The 18,189-nt window shown below is 45.0% G+C and carries 12 protein-coding genes; 7 read left to right on the top strand and 5 right to left on the bottom strand.

The window, feature by feature from the left end; genetic code table 11:
• Window positions 1-74 precede the first annotated feature (74 nt).
• From OC538_RS05285 to OC538_RS05270, 4 genes are all read left to right on the top strand, one after another.
• Complete coding sequence (locus OC538_RS05285; protein WP_251694129.1) at window positions 75-2,738, top strand: DNA translocase FtsK; 2,664 nt, start codon at window positions 75-77, stop codon at window positions 2,736-2,738.
• A 124-nt stretch (window positions 2,739-2,862) separates the two neighbouring features.
• Window positions 2,863-4,176, top strand: coding sequence for a UDP-N-acetylmuramate--L-alanine ligase (murC, locus tag OC538_RS05280; protein ID WP_251694130.1), 1,314 nt, complete (start codon window positions 2,863-2,865; stop codon window positions 4,174-4,176).
• Between the two features lie 313 nt (window positions 4,177-4,489).
• The gene (locus OC538_RS05275; protein WP_251694131.1) at window positions 4,490-4,975 is read left to right on the top strand and encodes a DUF948 domain-containing protein; all 486 of its coding nucleotides are present in this window, start codon (window positions 4,490-4,492) and stop codon (window positions 4,973-4,975) included.
• A gap of 37 nt (window positions 4,976-5,012) precedes the next feature.
• On the top strand, window positions 5,013-5,651 hold the full coding sequence (locus tag OC538_RS05270) for a YtxH domain-containing protein (protein ID WP_262173552.1): 639 nt from the start codon (window positions 5,013-5,015) through the stop codon (window positions 5,649-5,651).
• A 60-nt stretch (window positions 5,652-5,711) separates the two neighbouring features.
• Here OC538_RS05270 and OC538_RS05265 read toward each other — a convergent pair whose 3' ends face one another.
• The gene (locus tag OC538_RS05265; RefSeq protein ID WP_262173551.1) at window positions 5,712-7,862 is read right to left on the bottom strand and encodes a cell division protein FtsA; all 2,151 of its coding nucleotides are present in this window, start codon (window positions 7,860-7,862) and stop codon (window positions 5,712-5,714) included.
• A gap of 141 nt (window positions 7,863-8,003) precedes the next feature.
• On the opposite strand from OC538_RS05265, the gene OC538_RS05260 reads away from it, so the two are divergent.
• On the top strand, window positions 8,004-9,086 hold the full coding sequence (locus tag OC538_RS05260) for a bifunctional 3-deoxy-7-phosphoheptulonate synthase/chorismate mutase (protein ID WP_262173550.1): 1,083 nt from the start codon (window positions 8,004-8,006) through the stop codon (window positions 9,084-9,086).
• Between the two features lie 231 nt (window positions 9,087-9,317).
• Complete coding sequence (gene ccpA / locus OC538_RS05255; RefSeq protein WP_251694134.1) at window positions 9,318-10,316, top strand: catabolite control protein A; 999 nt, start codon at window positions 9,318-9,320, stop codon at window positions 10,314-10,316.
• A gap of 89 nt (window positions 10,317-10,405) precedes the next feature.
• Here the strand turns inward: ccpA and OC538_RS05250 are convergent, their stop codons facing one another.
• From OC538_RS05250 to OC538_RS05240, 3 genes are read right to left on the bottom strand one after another with little or no spacing between them, the layout of a single operon-like run.
• A complete protein-coding gene (locus OC538_RS05250) occupies window positions 10,406-11,563 on the bottom strand; it encodes an acetoin utilization protein AcuC (RefSeq protein ID WP_251694135.1) in 1,158 nt (385 codons plus the stop codon).
• Window positions 11,563-12,210, bottom strand: coding sequence for an acetoin utilization AcuB family protein (locus tag OC538_RS05245; RefSeq protein ID WP_251694136.1), 648 nt, complete (start codon window positions 12,208-12,210; stop codon window positions 11,563-11,565). Before OC538_RS05245 ends, OC538_RS05250 begins: the two co-directional genes overlap by 1 nt.
• Before the next feature lie 15 nt (window positions 12,211-12,225).
• Window positions 12,226-12,858, bottom strand: a complete 633-nt coding sequence (locus tag OC538_RS05240; RefSeq protein ID WP_251694137.1) for a GNAT family N-acetyltransferase — start codon at window positions 12,856-12,858, stop codon at window positions 12,226-12,228.
• A gap of 179 nt (window positions 12,859-13,037) precedes the next feature.
• Between OC538_RS05240 and acsA the strand changes: the two genes are divergently transcribed.
• Window positions 13,038-14,756 (top strand): acetate--CoA ligase, encoded by a 1,719-nt coding sequence (acsA, locus tag OC538_RS05235; protein ID WP_262173549.1) that lies wholly within the window; start codon window positions 13,038-13,040, stop codon window positions 14,754-14,756.
• A gap of 56 nt (window positions 14,757-14,812) precedes the next feature.
• Here acsA and OC538_RS05230 read toward each other — a convergent pair whose 3' ends face one another.
• Entirely contained in the window at window positions 14,813-17,821 is a 3,009-nt protein-coding gene (locus OC538_RS05230) for a transglycosylase domain-containing protein (protein WP_251694139.1), read from the bottom strand.
• Between the last annotated feature and the right edge of the window lie 368 nt (window positions 17,822-18,189).

Raw genomic sequence — 18,189 nt, 5'->3', positions numbered from 1 at the left:
TTTTGGCCATCTGATTGATTTAATAGATGAAAACCTGCTAAAATAGAATGATCGACTTGAAAAGAGTGATAGATTTGACTTGGATTAAAAAAATGATGAACCGTATATTTGAAGCAGATAAAAATGAAGAATTTGAAGAAGCTTTTGAGGATATTGAGTATGAAGAACAAATAGAGAAAGACCAAACCAAAACCGAAAAACCGGCTTTCCGTTTTCCAATCATAACCGATGCCGAAATCTATGGATGGGAACCGGATCCGGAAAACGAGCGAAGAAAAGCGGATAACTTAATCACTGAACTTGATGACGATGATTTCACACCTGTGCCGTTATATAAAAATGATAGATGGCCAGGGGGAAATGAGAAACCGACTATTCATCGGGCGACCGCCCCATTGAAATACAATACAAAACAAGAATCGAACTCAGTGCCGTCACCTAAAGCGAGAACGGTGAAAGCTGACGAAACAGAGACGAACAAAAAAACAATTATACAGAAACGAAGTAACCGTCCGTTCACTCCTACGGAAGTGCCATCACCCGTTTATGGCTATTCAAGGCCGAAGATAGACCGGTTTGAGGACCATCAACTGGGAGATAGGAAAGAGGCAACTGAAGAAAATCCGATTCCATCTCGGGTTGAATCGGAATATGAACAAAAAAAGGCCGAACCAATCAATGAACAATCAATGGCAGATGATGAAATTCATCGCATTGATTTAGAGGAACATGCACATACTTCGGGTAAAGAAAAGTTTGCTGAGACGAAAATTGATGAATTTGTAGAAACGGAATCCACTGAGCCTGTTGAGCGGGAAATCGAAACGGAATCCACTCAGCCTGATGAGCGGGAAATTGAAACGGAATCCACTGAACCTGATGAGCAGGAAATCGAAATGGAACCGACTGCCGCTGAGCTTGTAGGTCAATTCAGTGAAACACCTAATCCGACAGTAAAAGAAGAGTTTGAGGCTTCTGATGATCCCGAACTGATAATAGCTGAAGAGGAAATTCCTGCATCTATTGAAGAATCAATGATTGAGGAAATGATAGAGACTTCATCTTCGGAACCGGTGATTGAAGAAGTGAATGAGCCTGAACGAATTCACGAACAGAAGAAAGAAAGAATCGTGCCTTTTAATGTCCTTATGTTGAAAAATGATAAGCTGAAATACGAGGAACGTGCAAAAAAAGCTAGCAGCCAGTCGGCCTTTGATTCCACAAAAAACGATTCGATTCGAACCGAACCGATTCAAGAAATTACAAAACCGAATGAACCTACCGAAGGCCTGGAAGAACAACCTTATTATGCATTCCCTTCGAAAGACTTTCTTATTCAGCCCGAAGAGCATGTAGAAGACACGGAATGGCTACAATCCCAATCTGAAAAGTTGGAGGAGGCACTTTCCTATTTTGCCGTGCAGGCAAATGTCATTGAGGCCGTGCAAGGACCGACCGTCACGAGATTCGAGTTAACGGTGGGGCACGGAACGAAAGTGAGCAAGGTTAGAAATCTGACTGACGACTTAAAATTGGCACTCGCCGCGGAAGACATCCGAATTCAAGCACCGATTCCGGGGACCAGCTCCATTGGAATCGAGATCCCGAACCGGAAGCCGAGAGCCGTCCGGATTTCGGAAGTGATTGAAACGAAACGCTTCCAAGATTCGGAATCACCTTTGGAGGCGGTGCTTGGACTTAGTCTGACGGGTGAACCTGTGACATTGGATTTGCGGAAGATGCCACATGGAATGATTGCCGGTGCAACAGGATCCGGTAAATCGGTGTGCATCAATTCGATCTTGATCAGTCTATTGTATAAAGCGTCACCAACGGATCTGAAAATGCTGCTCATCGATCCGAAAATGGTGGAGCTTGCGCCGTTCAACGGGATTCCTCATTTATTGAGCCCCGTCATCACCGATGTGAAAGCTGCGACTGCTGCATTGAAATGGGCGGTCGGAGAAATGGAACGCCGCTATGAACTGTTTGCACATGTCGGCGCTAGAAATATTGAGCGTTATAATGAGATGGCAGAAAAGGACCGTAAATTCTCTCTGAAGATGCCATATCTACTCATCGTCATAGATGAGCTTGCGGACTTGATGATGATGGCGCCAGCAGACGTCGAAGTATCGATCAGCCGGATCACCCAAAAGGCAAGAGCTTGTGGAATCCATTTGATCATTGCTACACAACGCCCATCCGTCGATGTCATTACCGGGACGATCAAGGCGAATGTTCCGACACGCATAGCATTTGCTGTTTCATCCCAGATCGACTCCCGGACAATTATCGATACACCGGGAGCTGAAAGGCTGCTAGGGAAAGGCGACATGCTTTATCTCGGAAGCGGTCAATCTTCAGCGGTGCGCTTGCAAGGGACATTTGTCACGGATGCTGAAATTGAACGTATAATAGAACACGTTCAGAACGAAGCGGAGCCGAATTATTTGTTCGGTCAAGAGGATTTATTGGCAAACACAATGGAAGAAGAGGAAACGGATCCTTTATTTGCGGATGCCTGCGAATTCATTATCGATCAAGGCAGTGCTTCCACATCTTTATTGCAGCGGAACTTCAGTATCGGTTATAATCGTGCCGCTAAATTGATGGACCGAATGGAAAAACTAGGTTTCATTTCCGAGCAAAGGGGAAGTAAGGCACGAGAAGTCTATTTAACAAAAAGTGAGCTTGATTATTTCTTGAATGGCAATGAAAAGCCAAATGATATGTGAAAACATGATTGACGATTCAAAGGAATCGGGAATAGAGAATAATAAAAATGAGTGGGGAATTAGCGATACGAATCAGCTGAAGAACCAGAATGTGGGAACAGTTTTGATCCCGGGAGGTTGCATTATGACATTGTACCATTTTATAGGAATCAAAGGATCGGGGATGAGTTCCCTTGCACAGATCCTTCACGATTCATCTTATGCCGTGCAAGGTTCGGATGTGGAGAAATATTTCTTTACGGAGGATCCGTTGCATGAAAGAAAAATAACGATTTTACCTTTTGATGAAAATAATATTAAGACCGGAATGACTGTCATTGCAGGGAATGCGTTCCCAGACAGTCATCCCGAAATTGAAAGAGCACATGAGTTGGGCGTAGAAGTAATACGCTATCATGAATTTTTAGGCAACTACATGGAGAAATTCATTTCAGTAGGTGTTACGGGTTCCCATGGGAAGACATCAACGACCGGGTTGCTGGCGCATGTCCTTTCCGGGAATGCCCCGACATCCTTTCTCATCGGTGATGGCACGGGCAAAGGTGTTGAGGACAGTGAATACTTCGTTTTTGAAGCGTGCGAATACAAACGCCACTTCCTAGCATACGAGCCTGACTACGCTATCATGACAAATATCGATTTCGATCATCCGGACTATTTCAAGGATTTGGAAGACGTCTTGGATGCATTTGGCCAAATGGCTTTACGTGTGAAGAAGGCGATCATTGCTTGCGGTGATGATATTTATTTGCAGCAGATTAAAGCGAACGTCCCTGTCGTCTACTACGGATTTGATGAAGTGAATGACTTCTCTGCAAAAAACATCGTGAAATCCGAACAGGGTGCCACATTTGATGTCTATGTGCGAAATGAATTCTTCCATTCGTTCACAATAGCATTGGCGGGTGACCACGGAATTTTGAATTCTCTAGGCGTTATTGCATTATGCCATTATGAAGGAATTCCGGTTGCTGGCATCGAGGAGAGACTGGCTACATTTAATGGAGTCAAAAGACGTTTCACTGTTACAGAATCATACGGTCGGACGATTGTTGACGATTACGCCCATCATCCGACGGAGATCAAGGCGACGTTGCAATCCGCAAGGCAAAAGTATCCCGAAAAAGAAATTGTCGCGATTTTCCAACCGCATACGTTCACACGGACCGCGGCATTGCTGGAGCAATTCGCCGACAGTCTTTCTGCGGCCGATCATGTCTATTTATGTGACATCTTCGGTTCCGCGCGGGAAAAATCAGGCAATTTGACGATTAATGACCTCGTCGGCAAAATTCCTGGAGCACAACATCTGGAATTGGAGAACATCGAAGTCCTTGATAAGCATGGAAATGCAGTGTACCTATTCATGGGCGCTGGCGACATCCAAAAGTATTTGAACGTCTTCACCGAACATACGAAGAAAGAAGAAACAGCTTGATCCCACGGGTCGAGCTGTTTTTTTTATATATTCACGCATAAAATCCTTCAAACGCGCATAAATCCCTACAGTCAAGCATAACTCCTCTGAAAAGTCCAAAAATGTCCACAAAAGTCCATAAACACTCTCAAAAGTCCATAAAACAAACCAATTACGCATAAATTAGCATTCATAATATCCAGAAATAATTAATTTCGGGAAAAATGAAGGACATTTGCAAAGGATGTCGAAAAAGGTTAGAGTAGGCGAAGTTTATTTACCTACTATAAAGGGTAGAAATTACTTATGTATGTTTATTGGGAGGAGGATCGCCATGGAAGTATTACTTTACATTGCTGCAATAGTTGCCGCAATCGCATTTTTGATTTTATGTATCAGCCTTGCAATGACATTAGGTTCATTGAAAACGACATTACGAAGCGTTTCCGAAACATTGGATGGCTTGACGAACCAGTTGGAAGGGGTCACGTCTGAAACGACTGAACTTCTTCATAAGACAAATGCCCTTGCCGAGGATATTCAGCAGAAATCCGAAAAATTGAACTCTGTCGTTGATGCAGTGAAAGGGGTAGGAAGCTCTGTAAGCGACTTGAACAATTCAGTTCGCCGAGTCACCAATTCAATCACTGTCGAAGCAGAGAAGAACAGTGATAAAATAGCCCAAGTCGTTCAATGGAGCAACGTCGCTTTCGGCATTATCGGGAAAGTGAAAGATATGAAAACGGAAAGATCATCAGGCTGGACTGTCTATCAACCGGACAAGGGGCAGAAGCGTTTGCCGAGCCCGGACGGAAACTGATATCGGCGTGAGAAAAAAATGTACTGGAGGAATTCACATGACTGATAAACTAAAACCTAACTATAACGATGCACATTTTGATCACCAATATTATGGAAACCAGGAATACAAGAACACATTCGGGGAACCATCCCACTTGCCTGTCAACTATCCATACCGTTCCAATACGGATGATTTCTATGATGACGACGACACTGGGGCAGGTAGCTTCCTGTTGGGAGCGCTCGTAGGAGGAGTTATCGGCGCAGCGGCGGCATTATTCCTCGCACCGAAGACGGGTAGGGAAATGCGCGACGATTTTTCGGAGCAGGCGGTTAACTTGAAGAATAAAGGAATCGAATTGAGTGCAGTTGCGAAGGATAAAGCAACGGAAATCACTTCCGTTGCAAAGGAGAAGACGGATGGCCTGACGAAATCAATTCAGGAGCAATCCGGACAGATTGTGGATAAAGTGAAATCGATGGCAAATAAAACGTCGGTCCCTATGGACGATGGAACAGCCTCTTCCGAAGGGGAGGAAGCAATCGATTTTGTAGGAACTACAACGGAACAGGACAAGCAAGCCGCTGAGGATGTAACAACAGGGAACAGCGATGTTTCCTATGACAATAGCGAGAACTTCGGAACAGAAAAGAATGTGAATCAAAACCACATTTCTGTCGAAAAAGAAAAGTGATATCAAAAGAGCCAGACAGCCCTTAATCAAGCGGCTGTCTGGCTTTTTATCATAGTTAGTTCACGAGTTAAATTTGATTTCTAATGCGTCCCCGCTAAAAATCGGATCATTGAATCCAATCGGTTCTCCATTGCGCAGCAACTGATAGGAAGTGGATGCTGTCGTTGGCAATGAATAATCGACAAAAAGGAAGACATCGCTGAATAAAAATGGTCGGTGAACCGTTTCCGCTATCGTTAGCCGATCTCCAGAGTGTACAATGGCTGAATTATCTACTTGATGACCATTCAACAGAATAGAAGATCCGCTGTTCGTCATCGTCACGGGTTCCCCATTGAACGTAATGGAAGCTGTCGACTGAGTTGACTGATCCAGTGCAGAAATAACGTCTCCGACTGTCGGTGAAGAATGTAGTTCTATCCGGACTTCATCCCCATCGTTAAGAAGATGATCAGGCGGAACAGGCAAATTGTCAATAAAGAATTTAGTATTCCAGTTTTCCAAAACGACTCTTTTATTATTCATGTACACTTCAAAAAGACCGGAAGTTTCAATGTCGAGTTCCGAAAGTACGTCATTCAGTTTCGTTGAATGGGAATAAACGATTTGGTCCCTATCATTTATAATCGTATCGAGCCCAACCGGTATGCCATTGCAAACTATTTTTGGTAGTATCTTATGCATATTTCCATTAACATTCACTTTGATTGGAACAATGTCACCGATCAGTTCACGTATCGTAGCGGATGCATCTTTTCCATCCTTGCCTTGTTCTAATGTAATTACATCGTCATTCGAAATGAAATCTTTCGTACTTGCTGGATTATCGTTCAATAATATCGCAGCTGATCTGCCATGTTCACCAGGAATCGTCATGAGGCTGCCGTTCAAAGTAATCGACATTCCCATTCCCGGCTTGCCGTATAGTTGTCTTGCCTTAATATTTGCGGCAAGCAAAGCATCCCCGACTGTCATCTCTTTTAATTCAAATAAGCGGATTGTCTTTTCATTCACAATTACCGACATATAATGGATCGGTGCTCTTCTTGCTGCAATTGCAATGCCGATTGGCGTGACAAGTGCGGGGGTTGAAACGATGCCTTCTGACAAAGTGACATCAGACAATGCATCAAGTCCTCGGATACCGACACGGTTTTCAGGCAAATCGAGTCGGATGCTCAATTCCTTTGGTAGAAGAGGTGTGAGGCTACCTCCACCAACAACCATGACGGCTTGGGGAGATTTGCTATTATTGAGTCTTTTGATTTCATCAGCGATGCTCGATGCTAGCTTCTCGATTGCAGGCTTGATAATAGCAACTACTTCCGATGAAGGGACTTGCTGTTCGAATCCGAGTATATCCGAAATTGCAATCGATTCATCTGTTGAAAGTGAACGTTTTGCAATTTCAGCAACCGGGAAATCGAGAAGAAAATGGTTGCTTAGCGCTTCTGTAATTTCATCACCCGCAATCGGAACCATGCCGTATGAGACGACCGTATTATTATCCGTAATGGCGATATCGGATGTACCCGCCCCTATATCGACAAGTGCGACATTCAATCTGCGCATGGATGGGGGAATCAGCACATTAATGGCGGCAATCGGCTCGAGCGTCAATGCATCCATTTCAAGGCCTGCCCGCTTCAACGCAGATAGGAGCGATTCGACGACGACACGGGGGAGGAATGTCGCAATAACTTCCGCAGTTGCTGACCTGCCTGCCTGATCGATCAGACTGCCGATTTCATCACCATCCAACTTGTAATGAAGAACCGAGTACCCTACACAATAATAATAATCGTCGGCAGTCGATGCAGTAGAAAGTAATTTCTGCTGGGCCTGTTGAACAGCAGCCAGTTCAAGCCGGTTAATATCCTCGGAAGTGAATAGGGGTTTCCCCGCAATTTCAATCGTCATGGAACCTTCCATCGTTTTCAATGCCCGACCTGCTGCGGCGACACTTACTCTCCTCAGCGTCCCATGGCGCTCCTCCAATATGGATTTAATTTCTGAAATGACAGTTGCTACGCTTACAATATTATGTATTTGCCCATCAATCATCGAGCGTTCCTTATGTTCAATTGTGACTAGATCGGCAACGTGGTAAATTCCGTCCTGTTCAGTCAAAATGATGCCAACAACAGAACGTGTACCGATATCAAGTGCGAAAAGTTTGTTCGACAGAATAATGCACCCCTTTTTCGTCAAATACTAACGAAATTAAACAATTTGTAAAAATGACGTGACTTTTCAAATACTTTTCATTATACTTAGTTCTATTATACAAAAATGTAACATAGATTTCCCACTTCGAAAAGGGAATGATGTGTGCGGGGAGGAGACATAACGATGAGACAAAATGATTTAGATCAGCTTCGTGTTCAGGTAGATGCGTTGAATACCAAAATATTGGACTTGATTAATGAAAGAACTTCTGTTGTCCAAGAAATTGGCAGAGTAAAGGAAAAGCAAGGTGTCAATAGATATGATCCAATCCGCGAAAGGGAAATGCTTAACGCTTTGGTTCAATCAAACAACGGACCGATTCCAAACGGGGTATTAGAACAAATCTTTAAAGGCATCTTCATGTCCGCCCTCGAAATTCAGGAAGATGAGCAACGCAATGCATTGCTTGTTTCCCGTGAGCGCAAGCCTGAAGATACGATTGTAGATGTGAACGGGCAAAAGATCGGGAATGGAGAACCGACTTTCATCTTTGGTCCTTGTGCTGTTGAATCATATGAACAAGTTCTTGCAGTTGCCCAATCCATCAGAGCAAAGGGTCTGACGATGCTAAGAGGCGGCGCTTATAAACCGCGTACATCCCCTTATGATTTCCAAGGCCTTGGACTTGAGGGCTTGAAAATATTGAAACGGGTCGCGGATGAAACAGGCTTGTCAATCGTGACAGAGATTATTACGCCTTCCCACCTGGAAGAAGCACTCGATTATATCGATGTGATTCAAATCGGAGCGCGCAATATGCAAAACTTTGAATTGCTGAAGGAAGCGGGCATGGCGAATAAACCAGTCCTTCTGAAGCGTGGATTGGCTGCAACAATTGATGAATTTATCAATGCGGCTGAATATATCATTTCCAAAGGGAATAGCCAGATCATGCTTTGTGAACGAGGAATCCGTACATATGAGCGGGCTACACGGAACACATTGGACATTTCGGCAGTTCCGATTTTAAAACAGGAAACGCATTTACCGGTATTCGTAGACGTTACTCACTCGACTGGCAGAAAAGACTTGTTGCTTCCGACTGCAAAAGCGGCAATTGCTGTCGGGGCGGACGGTGTCATGGCGGAAGTGCATCCTGATCCGGCTGTTGCTTTGTCCGATGCTGCACAGCAAATGGATATCAAACAGTTCGATGAGTTCTACGCTGAAATTCAAAGATTCATGAACACCCATCAAACAGTCTAACTTAATCCAGCCCTGGCAGGCTGGATTAAGTTAGACGCCTCCGGCGGATGTCACGGATTTTTTTAGAGGAGTTTATCGAGCTTGCTCGATAAAAATCCGGACGCAATTACGCCAAGGCGTAATTGACTACATTTGTATTATTCTATAAACAGCGCCGGACCTTTCAAGGATCCGGTGTTTTGTTTATAATGAAAGTAAGCGAATACATACTGATGGGAAGGAGATTCGTCAATGGCAATAACTATATATGATGTAGCGAGAGAAGCGAATGTTTCCATGGCTACTGTTTCTCGTGTTGTGAACGGCAACCAGAACGTAAAACCTGCAACACGCAAAAAGGTGCTTGAATGCATTGAACGACTTGGCTATCGCCCGAATGCCGTAGCGAGAGGGCTTGCTAGTAAGAAAACGACAACTGTCGGTGTCATCGTTCCAGATATTTCGAAAAGCTATTATGCCGAACTTTCACGCGGTATTGCGGATATTGCGACGATGTATGAATACAATATCATTCTGTCCAATTCGGATAAGCGGGCGACGAGGGAAATTGAGCTATTAGAAGATCATCTCGGAAAACAGGTTGATGGTCTCATCTTCATGAGCGATTCTCTGACAGATGAAATCCGGTCGGAAATGGCGACAGCGAACGTTCCGATTGTTTTGGCCGGTACATTGGGAGATAACACTGACTTGCCGACGGTGAACATAGACCATGAGGAAGCGGCCTATGAAGCGGTGAAGAAATTGATTGATAATGGACATGAACGGATCGTGCATGTTAGCGGTCCGATGTCGAGGGATATCAATCGGCTATGTAAGAAGGTAGGTTATGAGCGGGCAGTGAAGGAAGCTGGACTTCCTCTGTTTGAAGAATTTTTCATTGAAACGGATAATACGTATGATGATGCTTATGAAAAGTGGAAACTAATACGTAATCTTGAAGAGAAGCCGACCGCCATTTTTGCCGGCAATGATGAAATTGCTGTAGGTGTCTTAAATGGAATCAGGGATGATGGATTTTCGGTACCTGATGATTACGAAGTGATCTGTTTCCAGCATTCTTTGCTTTCGAGGGCAGTAAGGCCGCAATTAACTGCCATCATTGTCCCGTTATATGACTTGGGTGCAGTTTCGATGAGATTATTGACGAAACTGATGAACGGCGAGGAAGTCGATGATGTGAATGTCATCTTGCCGTACCATAAGGAAGAACGCCAGTCGACGAAATGATAAGCTGTTCCGGAGGGAAATTCCGGAACAGTTTTTTTCATTGGAAGGCTCAATTATTCGCTAAGCTCAAATCTCCTCACCTTGTCATGTTATGATCGTTGACTCCTCACCATATGTAATGCACGTTCAAGCATCTGAGCATTTTTCTCTGTTATTTCCGCCTTGCGAGGAATCGGCTCATACAACGGATTCGGATCCTGCCACGTTTCAATGAAAGGTACAGGGGATTCGTCCTGCCAAGCATTAAGCCATGCTTCAGGCAATTTACCCGTAGGAGCCGGCAGCTGTTTCATTGCTAGCCAAACATGAGCCCATGCCCTCGGGACGACCCGCCATATGTCATAGCCTCCACCGCCTACGGCAATCCATCTTCCGTCACAATAACGATCTGCGATTTCACGTGCAATGCGAGGTATTTCTTCATAAATTTTCATCGTTCCGTATAAATGGGTAAGGGGATCAAAATAATGAGCATCCGCTCCGTTTTGGGTCAAGATGACATCCGGCTTGAAAAAAGCGGCGACTTCCTCGATAGCCGTCTTGTAAATCTCAAGAAATGACTCGTCCTCCGTGAACGCATCAATTGGAAAATTAAATGAAGTCCCGTAGCCATCGCCATTTCCGCGTTCAGTAATAGCACCAGTCCCGGGAAAAAGGTATCGTCCTGTTTCATGTATGGAAAGCGTGCAGACATCCGGATCATCATAAAACGTCCATTGCACTCCATCGCCATGATGCGCGTCCGTGTCGATATACAGCACACGTGCACCGTATTTTTTTTGAATATATTTGATGGCGACTGAGCTGTCGTTATAGACGCAGAAGCCCGATGCTTTGCCCTGGAAGCCATGGTGGAGTCCGCCTCCTAAGTTCAAAGCGTATTTCGCTCTTCCTTCCATTACCTCATCGACTGCGGTCAACGTCCCCCCGACAAGCATCGCACTCGCTTCGTGCATGTTTGGGAATATTGGGGTGTCTTCGGTTCCGATGCCATATACGGAGCCGACTTCATCGCTTACGAGCCCCCGGCCAGCCCGTTTCACAATATCGATGAACTTCGAATCATGAACCAATAATAATTCCTCGTCGGTTGCAACCCTCGGAACAATTATTTCATCATCGGATATGGCATTACATTTCCTCAATAGATCCAACGTCAATACAATCCTCTTTTGATTGAATGGGTGAGTGTCCGAAAATGAATAGCCAAGTTGTTCTTCGGAATAAATGAATATAGCGTCTTTCATCATAGGTCAATGCCAGGTACATTCGGCCATAGAACTTCAAATCCATTAGCACGCAAACCATTTATGACAGTTAGCGGATTCATAGTCTTAACGCGAATGACAAGTATTTTATTATCTTCATTTTCCTTATCGGGATATACGAGAACACTTAGCACATTCAATCTATGTTGATGGAACACTTTTGAAACTTCAAAGAGGATGCCGGGTATATTCGGTACACGGACTTCGATCTGTGAGCCCGGCTGGTGAACTCCAGTCAATTCGATATACTTATACAGCAGATCCGTCTCTGTTATGATGCCGACAAGCTTTCCGCCCGAGACGATCGGAAGGCAGCCGATTTGGTTATCGTAAAAAATAATCGCCGCCTCTTCTACGAAATCCATCGGGTGTCCACTGATCGGATTTTTCGTCATGATTTCAGACAATGGAATGTTGTAAACGCTTGCATCACGAGAGTCGGAATACAGGGAAGGGACGACCTCTTTCAAATCACGGTCCGTTACGATGCCGACCAGCCCTTTATCATCCGAGACGATCGGAAGATGCCGGATTTTCTTTTTCTGCATGATTGTCAAAGCATCGCTAACGGTATGTTCAGGTGAAAGGGAGGAGACATCCCTTTTCATAATCTCTTCAATTAACACTAGAATAACCTCCCATCAATACATGAATCTATTCATGAAGCGAAGACTGTCGAACTGTTGAATCGATTCCTGATCCACCCTTTTGCCGATTCTTGCCATAAGGCAGTTCGCGGGATGTGAGCTGATTTCAGGGTCATCGGTCGCATAATATTCCAACCCGCCCGCATTCATCATCTTCTCCATCACTTTCCTGTATTCCCATACATTCAGTTTTGTCCCTTTTAAATCCCAGTGCCAATAGTATTCGGTTGTTAGAATAATATAGTCCTCCATTGCATCATCCATCATGGACACTTCGAGCAGCGCTTTTCCGACTCCGCCGCCCCTGTATTTCGGAATTACTTCAATGGCTCCCAATTCAATTAGATTTTCCATCTTGCCTTTCGACCATCTTTCCAGCGGATCGGGATACAAATATGTTGCATACCCGACGATTTGGTTCATATCACGGACGATGATGATTCGTCCTTCCGGGAGATCGGCGATTTCAATAAGTGCCTTGTGTTGCTGTTCAGGCGGTCTGAAGGATATCAAATGTTCATGGAATTCTAGGTTTGCCAATTCATTGCCGGGAATCGGGCCTTCAATGATCAAGTCGCCATTCTTATGTTTGACTTCCATCGCGTTATACGTTTTCCTATGTTCCAACCTACTCACCGTCCTACAATTAAATAGACCTTATTCACAGTATACAACAATTATCTCCAAGGCAAATAGCTTCTTGATAACAAATTAAACAACAATACTAAAAATATTAATTTATTAGCAAATAAAGAAATAATAATGTAGAATAATAGAGGTAAATGTTTGACGAAAGGGTGATAGGAATGGAAATCAATAACTTACCTGTAATGCAGGGGGATTATCAATTACAGGATTATGACCAAACAGCGAGGGATTTTAAATGGTCTGACGCAGAGAAGGAATTCAGCTGGCATGAAACCGGACTCATCAACATTGCGCACGAGGCTGTAGATCGTCATGCGAATTCCTATCGGAAAAACAAAGTGGCGCTCTTTTACAAAGATGCGTCGCGCAAAGAAGCATATACGTATAACGAACTGAAACGAATGTCCAATAAAGCTGCAAATGTACTGACGAACCATTCAACGTTAGAAAAAGGGGATCGGATATTCGTTTTTATGCCCCGTTCTCCTGAGTTGTATTTTGCAATACTGGGAGCATTGAAAATGGGGACGATTGTCGGGCCTCTCTTCGAAGCATTTATGGAAGGTGCGGTCTATGATAGGCTCTCCGACAGCGAAGCGAAAGCGATTGTTACGACTCCTGACTTGTTGGATAGGATCCCTGTAGACAAATTGCCTCATTTAAAAACAATCTTTTTAGTTGGCGGAAATATTGAAGAAGATGATAAGCATATAGATTTTAACAAACATTTGAAGAATGCGTCTTCCCACTTTAAAGTAGAGTGGCTGGATAAGGAGTCTCCGACGCTGCTCCATTATACGTCAGGCTCCACTGGTAAACCGAAAGGCGTTTTGCATGTGCAAGAAGCGATGGTGCAGCAGTTGCAGACGGCACGCTGGGTATTGGATTTGAAAGATGAGGATGTTTTTTGGTGTACCGCAGATCCGGGTTGGGTTACTGGGACAGCGTACGGGATCTTCGGACCGATGCTGGCCGGTGCGACATCACTGATCGTCGGCGGAAGATTTTCTACGGATAGCTGGTACGAATCCATTCAAGAGTACGGCGTAACGGTATGGTATAGTGCGCCGACTGCGTTCCGGATGTTAATGGGCGCGGGTGCAGGACCGTTGGAGAAATACGATCTTTCATCATTGCGCCATATTCTCTCAGTCGGGGAACCGTTGAACCCTGAAGTCATCCGTTGGGGGATGGAAGTGTTCAAGCTGCGGATCCACGACACTTGGTGGATGACGGAAACAGGGGCCCAAACAATCTGCAACTTCGGCTCGTTGCCGATTAAAATGGGGTCAATGGGGAAAGCCGTTCCGGGAATTGAAGCGGCGATTGTCGACGACCGGGGGCAAGTATTGCCGCCGAATCGAATGGGTAATTTGGCGATTAAAAAAGGTTGGCCAGCAATGATGCGTCAAATTTGGAATAACCCTGAGAAGTATGATTCCTATTTCTTGAATGATGAATGGTATGTTTCCGGGGATTCTGCCTATATGGACGAGGACGGTTATTTCTTCTTCCAAGGACGGGTCGATGATGTCATCATGACGAGCGGCGAACGAGTAGGACCATTCGAAGTGGAGAGCAAGCTCCTTGAGCATCCGGCGATTGTCGAGGCGGGAGTCATCGGGAAGCCCGATCCGGTCCGTGGTGAAATCATTAAGGCCTTCGTTGCCCTCCATGAAGGATATAAACCTTCCGAGGAATTGGAGAATGACATCAAGCAATTCGTCAAAAAGGAACTTGCCGCGCACGCTGCACCAAGGGAAATTGAATTTAAGGATAAGCTTCCGAAGACGAGAAGCGGAAAAATCATGCGCCGCGTGTTGAAGGCATGGGAACTGAATTTGCCGACAGGCGACTTATCGACGATGGAAGACTGATCATATATAAGGAAAGGGACTCCCGATTTTTTGGGAGTCCCTTTCCTATCTACATGTTAATTTTCATCATCATCATCGCCATCTGAAGGAGGTTTATTGCCTCCTCCGTTGTTGTTGCCGTTTCCGTTGTTTCCATTATTGCCATTTCCGTTTCCATTGTTACCAGTACCAGTACTTCCATCATCATTCCCACTGCCTTCATTGCCGTTTCCGTCATCTCCGCCATTGCCTTCATTCCCTGGAGGTATCGCGGGAGGTGTTTTCCCGTCATCCGGGGTTTCCGTAGTAGGTGGTGGCTCCGGGCTATCTACAATAACGATATTGGAGCCCCCTGATAACAGTCCGGTAATATCAACGGCTCTGACGTAATAATCCCCCGGGCCGACAGCGATCGAATTGGCGGATCCATCTCTGACGGTCGCAATGCGTTCATTGTTCCGGTACACATAATAACCGATCACGTCGTTTGAAGGGGACTCCGACCAAACCAACGTCGATCCATTAAGCGATGCGCTGACTCCTGCCGGTGCCGAATCATCGGCGTTAAAGGAAGCGCCAGATACAACGCCTGAAGCAAACACTGACATGGATGGGAACAGCTTCGAAGCATCTCCACCCCATGGTCCAAGCATGCGGTCAATGAATGCCTGGTTGACTCCTGTTCCGCCTGAGACGATAAATTCGGCAGGTGTAGAAGGTAGTGCCATGTAACGGCTGCCTTTGACGGAGACATAGGATGCATTGATAATGCTGTCATCGGGTTCTGTCGGAAGCATCGCTTTTGAATTGAACAAGTCTGATCTGACTAATCCAGCAGTTGTACATGCAGCTGATGGCGCCAGTCCGGAAATACCGCAGAAAGGTTTGGATACTACGCCTTCCGGTTGTTTGAAAGTGCTGCCTGCACCAATAATATCAGGTTTCAATTCATTCACTTTATTCATCATTCTGCCAAAGAGCATTGTCGTCCGTGTCGTCGGATGCATCGCACCGGACTTTCTGGTGTACAACTTGCGCTTTTGATCCTTATAGCCGAACCAGAGGCCCATCGAGACATTCGGATTGTACCCGACCAGCCAAGCGTCGCCGTATCCGTTCGTCGTCCCGGTTTTTGCTGCCAGGTCGGTTTTGAAATTCATGAATCCAGGCAATTGCTGTCCTGTGCCGCCAGGTTTTATAACATCTCTGAGCATATCTGTTACGATATATGATGTTTCAGGGCTAAACACGTCAACAGGTTCCGTCTTGTGTTCATACACGACATTTCCAGACATGTCTTCGATACGTTCTATGATGTAAGACTGGATGAACTTGCCGCCATTCGCGAAAGTGGCGAATGCGTTTGTATTCTCTTCAACGCTGACTCCTACATCCATTCCACCATATGAAACGGATAGATGGACGTGATCCCCCTCCGTGAGTTTGGTGAAGTTCATCTTCTCTAAAAACTCCGCTGGTCGTCGATCGACGATGTCCTTGTAAAGCCTTGCTGTCGGTAAGTTGAGGGATTCAGCTAATGCCTGTCTGGCTGGGATAATTCCATTTTCCACGTTAGCATTATAGTTCGTCGGTGCCCATGTTTTTCCGTTGTCCGGCACTTCGAATTTCACGTCGACGACAGGGCTTCCTGCGCCGATGACCCCATATTCAATTGCCGGAGCATAGACGAGAAGCGGTTTCATGGAAGATCCATTTTGTCTGAAAGCTCTTGTCGCATGATTCGTGTTCTCCAGATTATGGTCGCGTCCTCCTACAAAGGAGAGGATTCGTCCTGTGCTATTTTCGATCATAATGGCACCTACTTGCACGGGATCATCTTTCAGGATGATTTCGCCCGTACTGATATCCTCTTCCTCCCGTGTGTAAGTGAATCCGTAATGCTCAAATTCTTCTGCTACTTTATTCATTCCGTCGTAAAGATCTTTATCGATTGTCGAATAAATGCGGTACCCGCCCGTACGCATATCACGCTCCGCCAGGATTAGATATTTCTCTGCAAGTTTTTTCTCTTCAGCGAGGCGATCTGCATCGATACCATCTTTCTCAGCGAGGATCTGGGCTAATATATCCTTCGTGCGCTCTTGGATCTCTTGGGTCAAGTATGGATATCGCTCGGTCGCACGTTCAGTCTTTTTAGCAAAGTCCTTTGTGATGTCGTAGGCGATCGCTTCTTCATATTGCTTATCAGTAATATAGCCCGTTTCCTTCATACGGAAGAGGACAGTTTTCATTCGATCGATTCCTGGCTTGATATTTTCCTCTTTCTTTAAGCCGCCGCCATAATAGTTGCTCAGGAAAGGCGTATAAGCAAATGGTGCTTGCGGAATTCCCGCTATATATGCTGCTTGGGGTAAATTAAGTTCCTTTGCTTTCACACCGAAAATGCCTTCTGCAGCAGTTTCGATTCCCGCAATATTTTGTCCCATTGCATTTCTACCATATGGAATGATATTTAGGTAGGCTTCAAGTATCTCTTCTTTTTCCATGAAATGTTCGAGTCGCATGGCGAGCAGGATTTCTTTCGCCTTCCGTTCATAGGAGACTTCATTCGTCAAAATCTGGTTTTTGATAAGTTGTTGGGTGAGTGTTGAACCACCAGTCTGACTAGATGAATTCGTCACGTCTTGAAATAGTCCGCGGAAAATCGCTTTTGGGACGATTCCCTCATGCGATTCAAAATACTCGTCTTCCGTGGCCAAAACGGCATCGATGACAAATGGAGAAACATCCTTCAATGTCGTTTCCTTCCGTTCAATATCGGCATTTACTTTACCTAAATAAATGTCATTGGCAAAATAAATTTCAGATGTCTCCTCATAATTGAAGATGTCTCCCCGCATTTCAGCCTTGGAACGGAGCGGTTCTTTTGCGACGAGTGATGCAAAATAACCGGCACCGACTGAGGCGGCAAATACGCCAAGCGTCAGTCCGAAGACAAGGAAGAGGAGAAAGAGGTTCCAAATGACTCCCGAAGTGATGCGAATTCCTTTTGCCCAACCTTTTTTCTTTAGCGTTTCAAATTTTTCTTCTATGAGATCTATCCTGTTTTTACGTTTTTCACTCAAGTTTTCATCCCCCCTAAAATCCTTCCTATTATAGCACATTTCGTGGAATTCAATAGAAAATGTTTGACAAAGCGATAATTTAGACTACAATAAATCTATCCCGCATTAACTGGCAGCAAGACTCCCACTGGGGTGGGAGATCAACTCCCAGTAAATGCCCGATTGGTTCAACTAACACTCAGAACCCCACTGAGTGAAGTTTCACCTTATATCATTTTTCACATGGTGAGAAAGCCGGAGTAGGAACGGTCGATCCGTATAGAGAGGCAGCGGTTGGTGGAAGCTGTCCGGTACATCGTTTACGAATTACAGCTTTGGAGTGTGGCGCGTACGCGGCGTTAATGCGTCTTAAAGCGGAGAATTTATTT

This window comes from Saccharococcus sp. Marseille-Q5394 (assembly GCF_946901335.1).
GTDB classification, from domain to species: Bacteria; Bacillota; Bacilli; order Bacillales_A; family Planococcaceae; genus Sporosarcina; species Sporosarcina luteola_C.
Note: the sequence above shows the minus strand (reverse complement) of the source record. Positions and strands in the feature narration are given on the sequence as shown.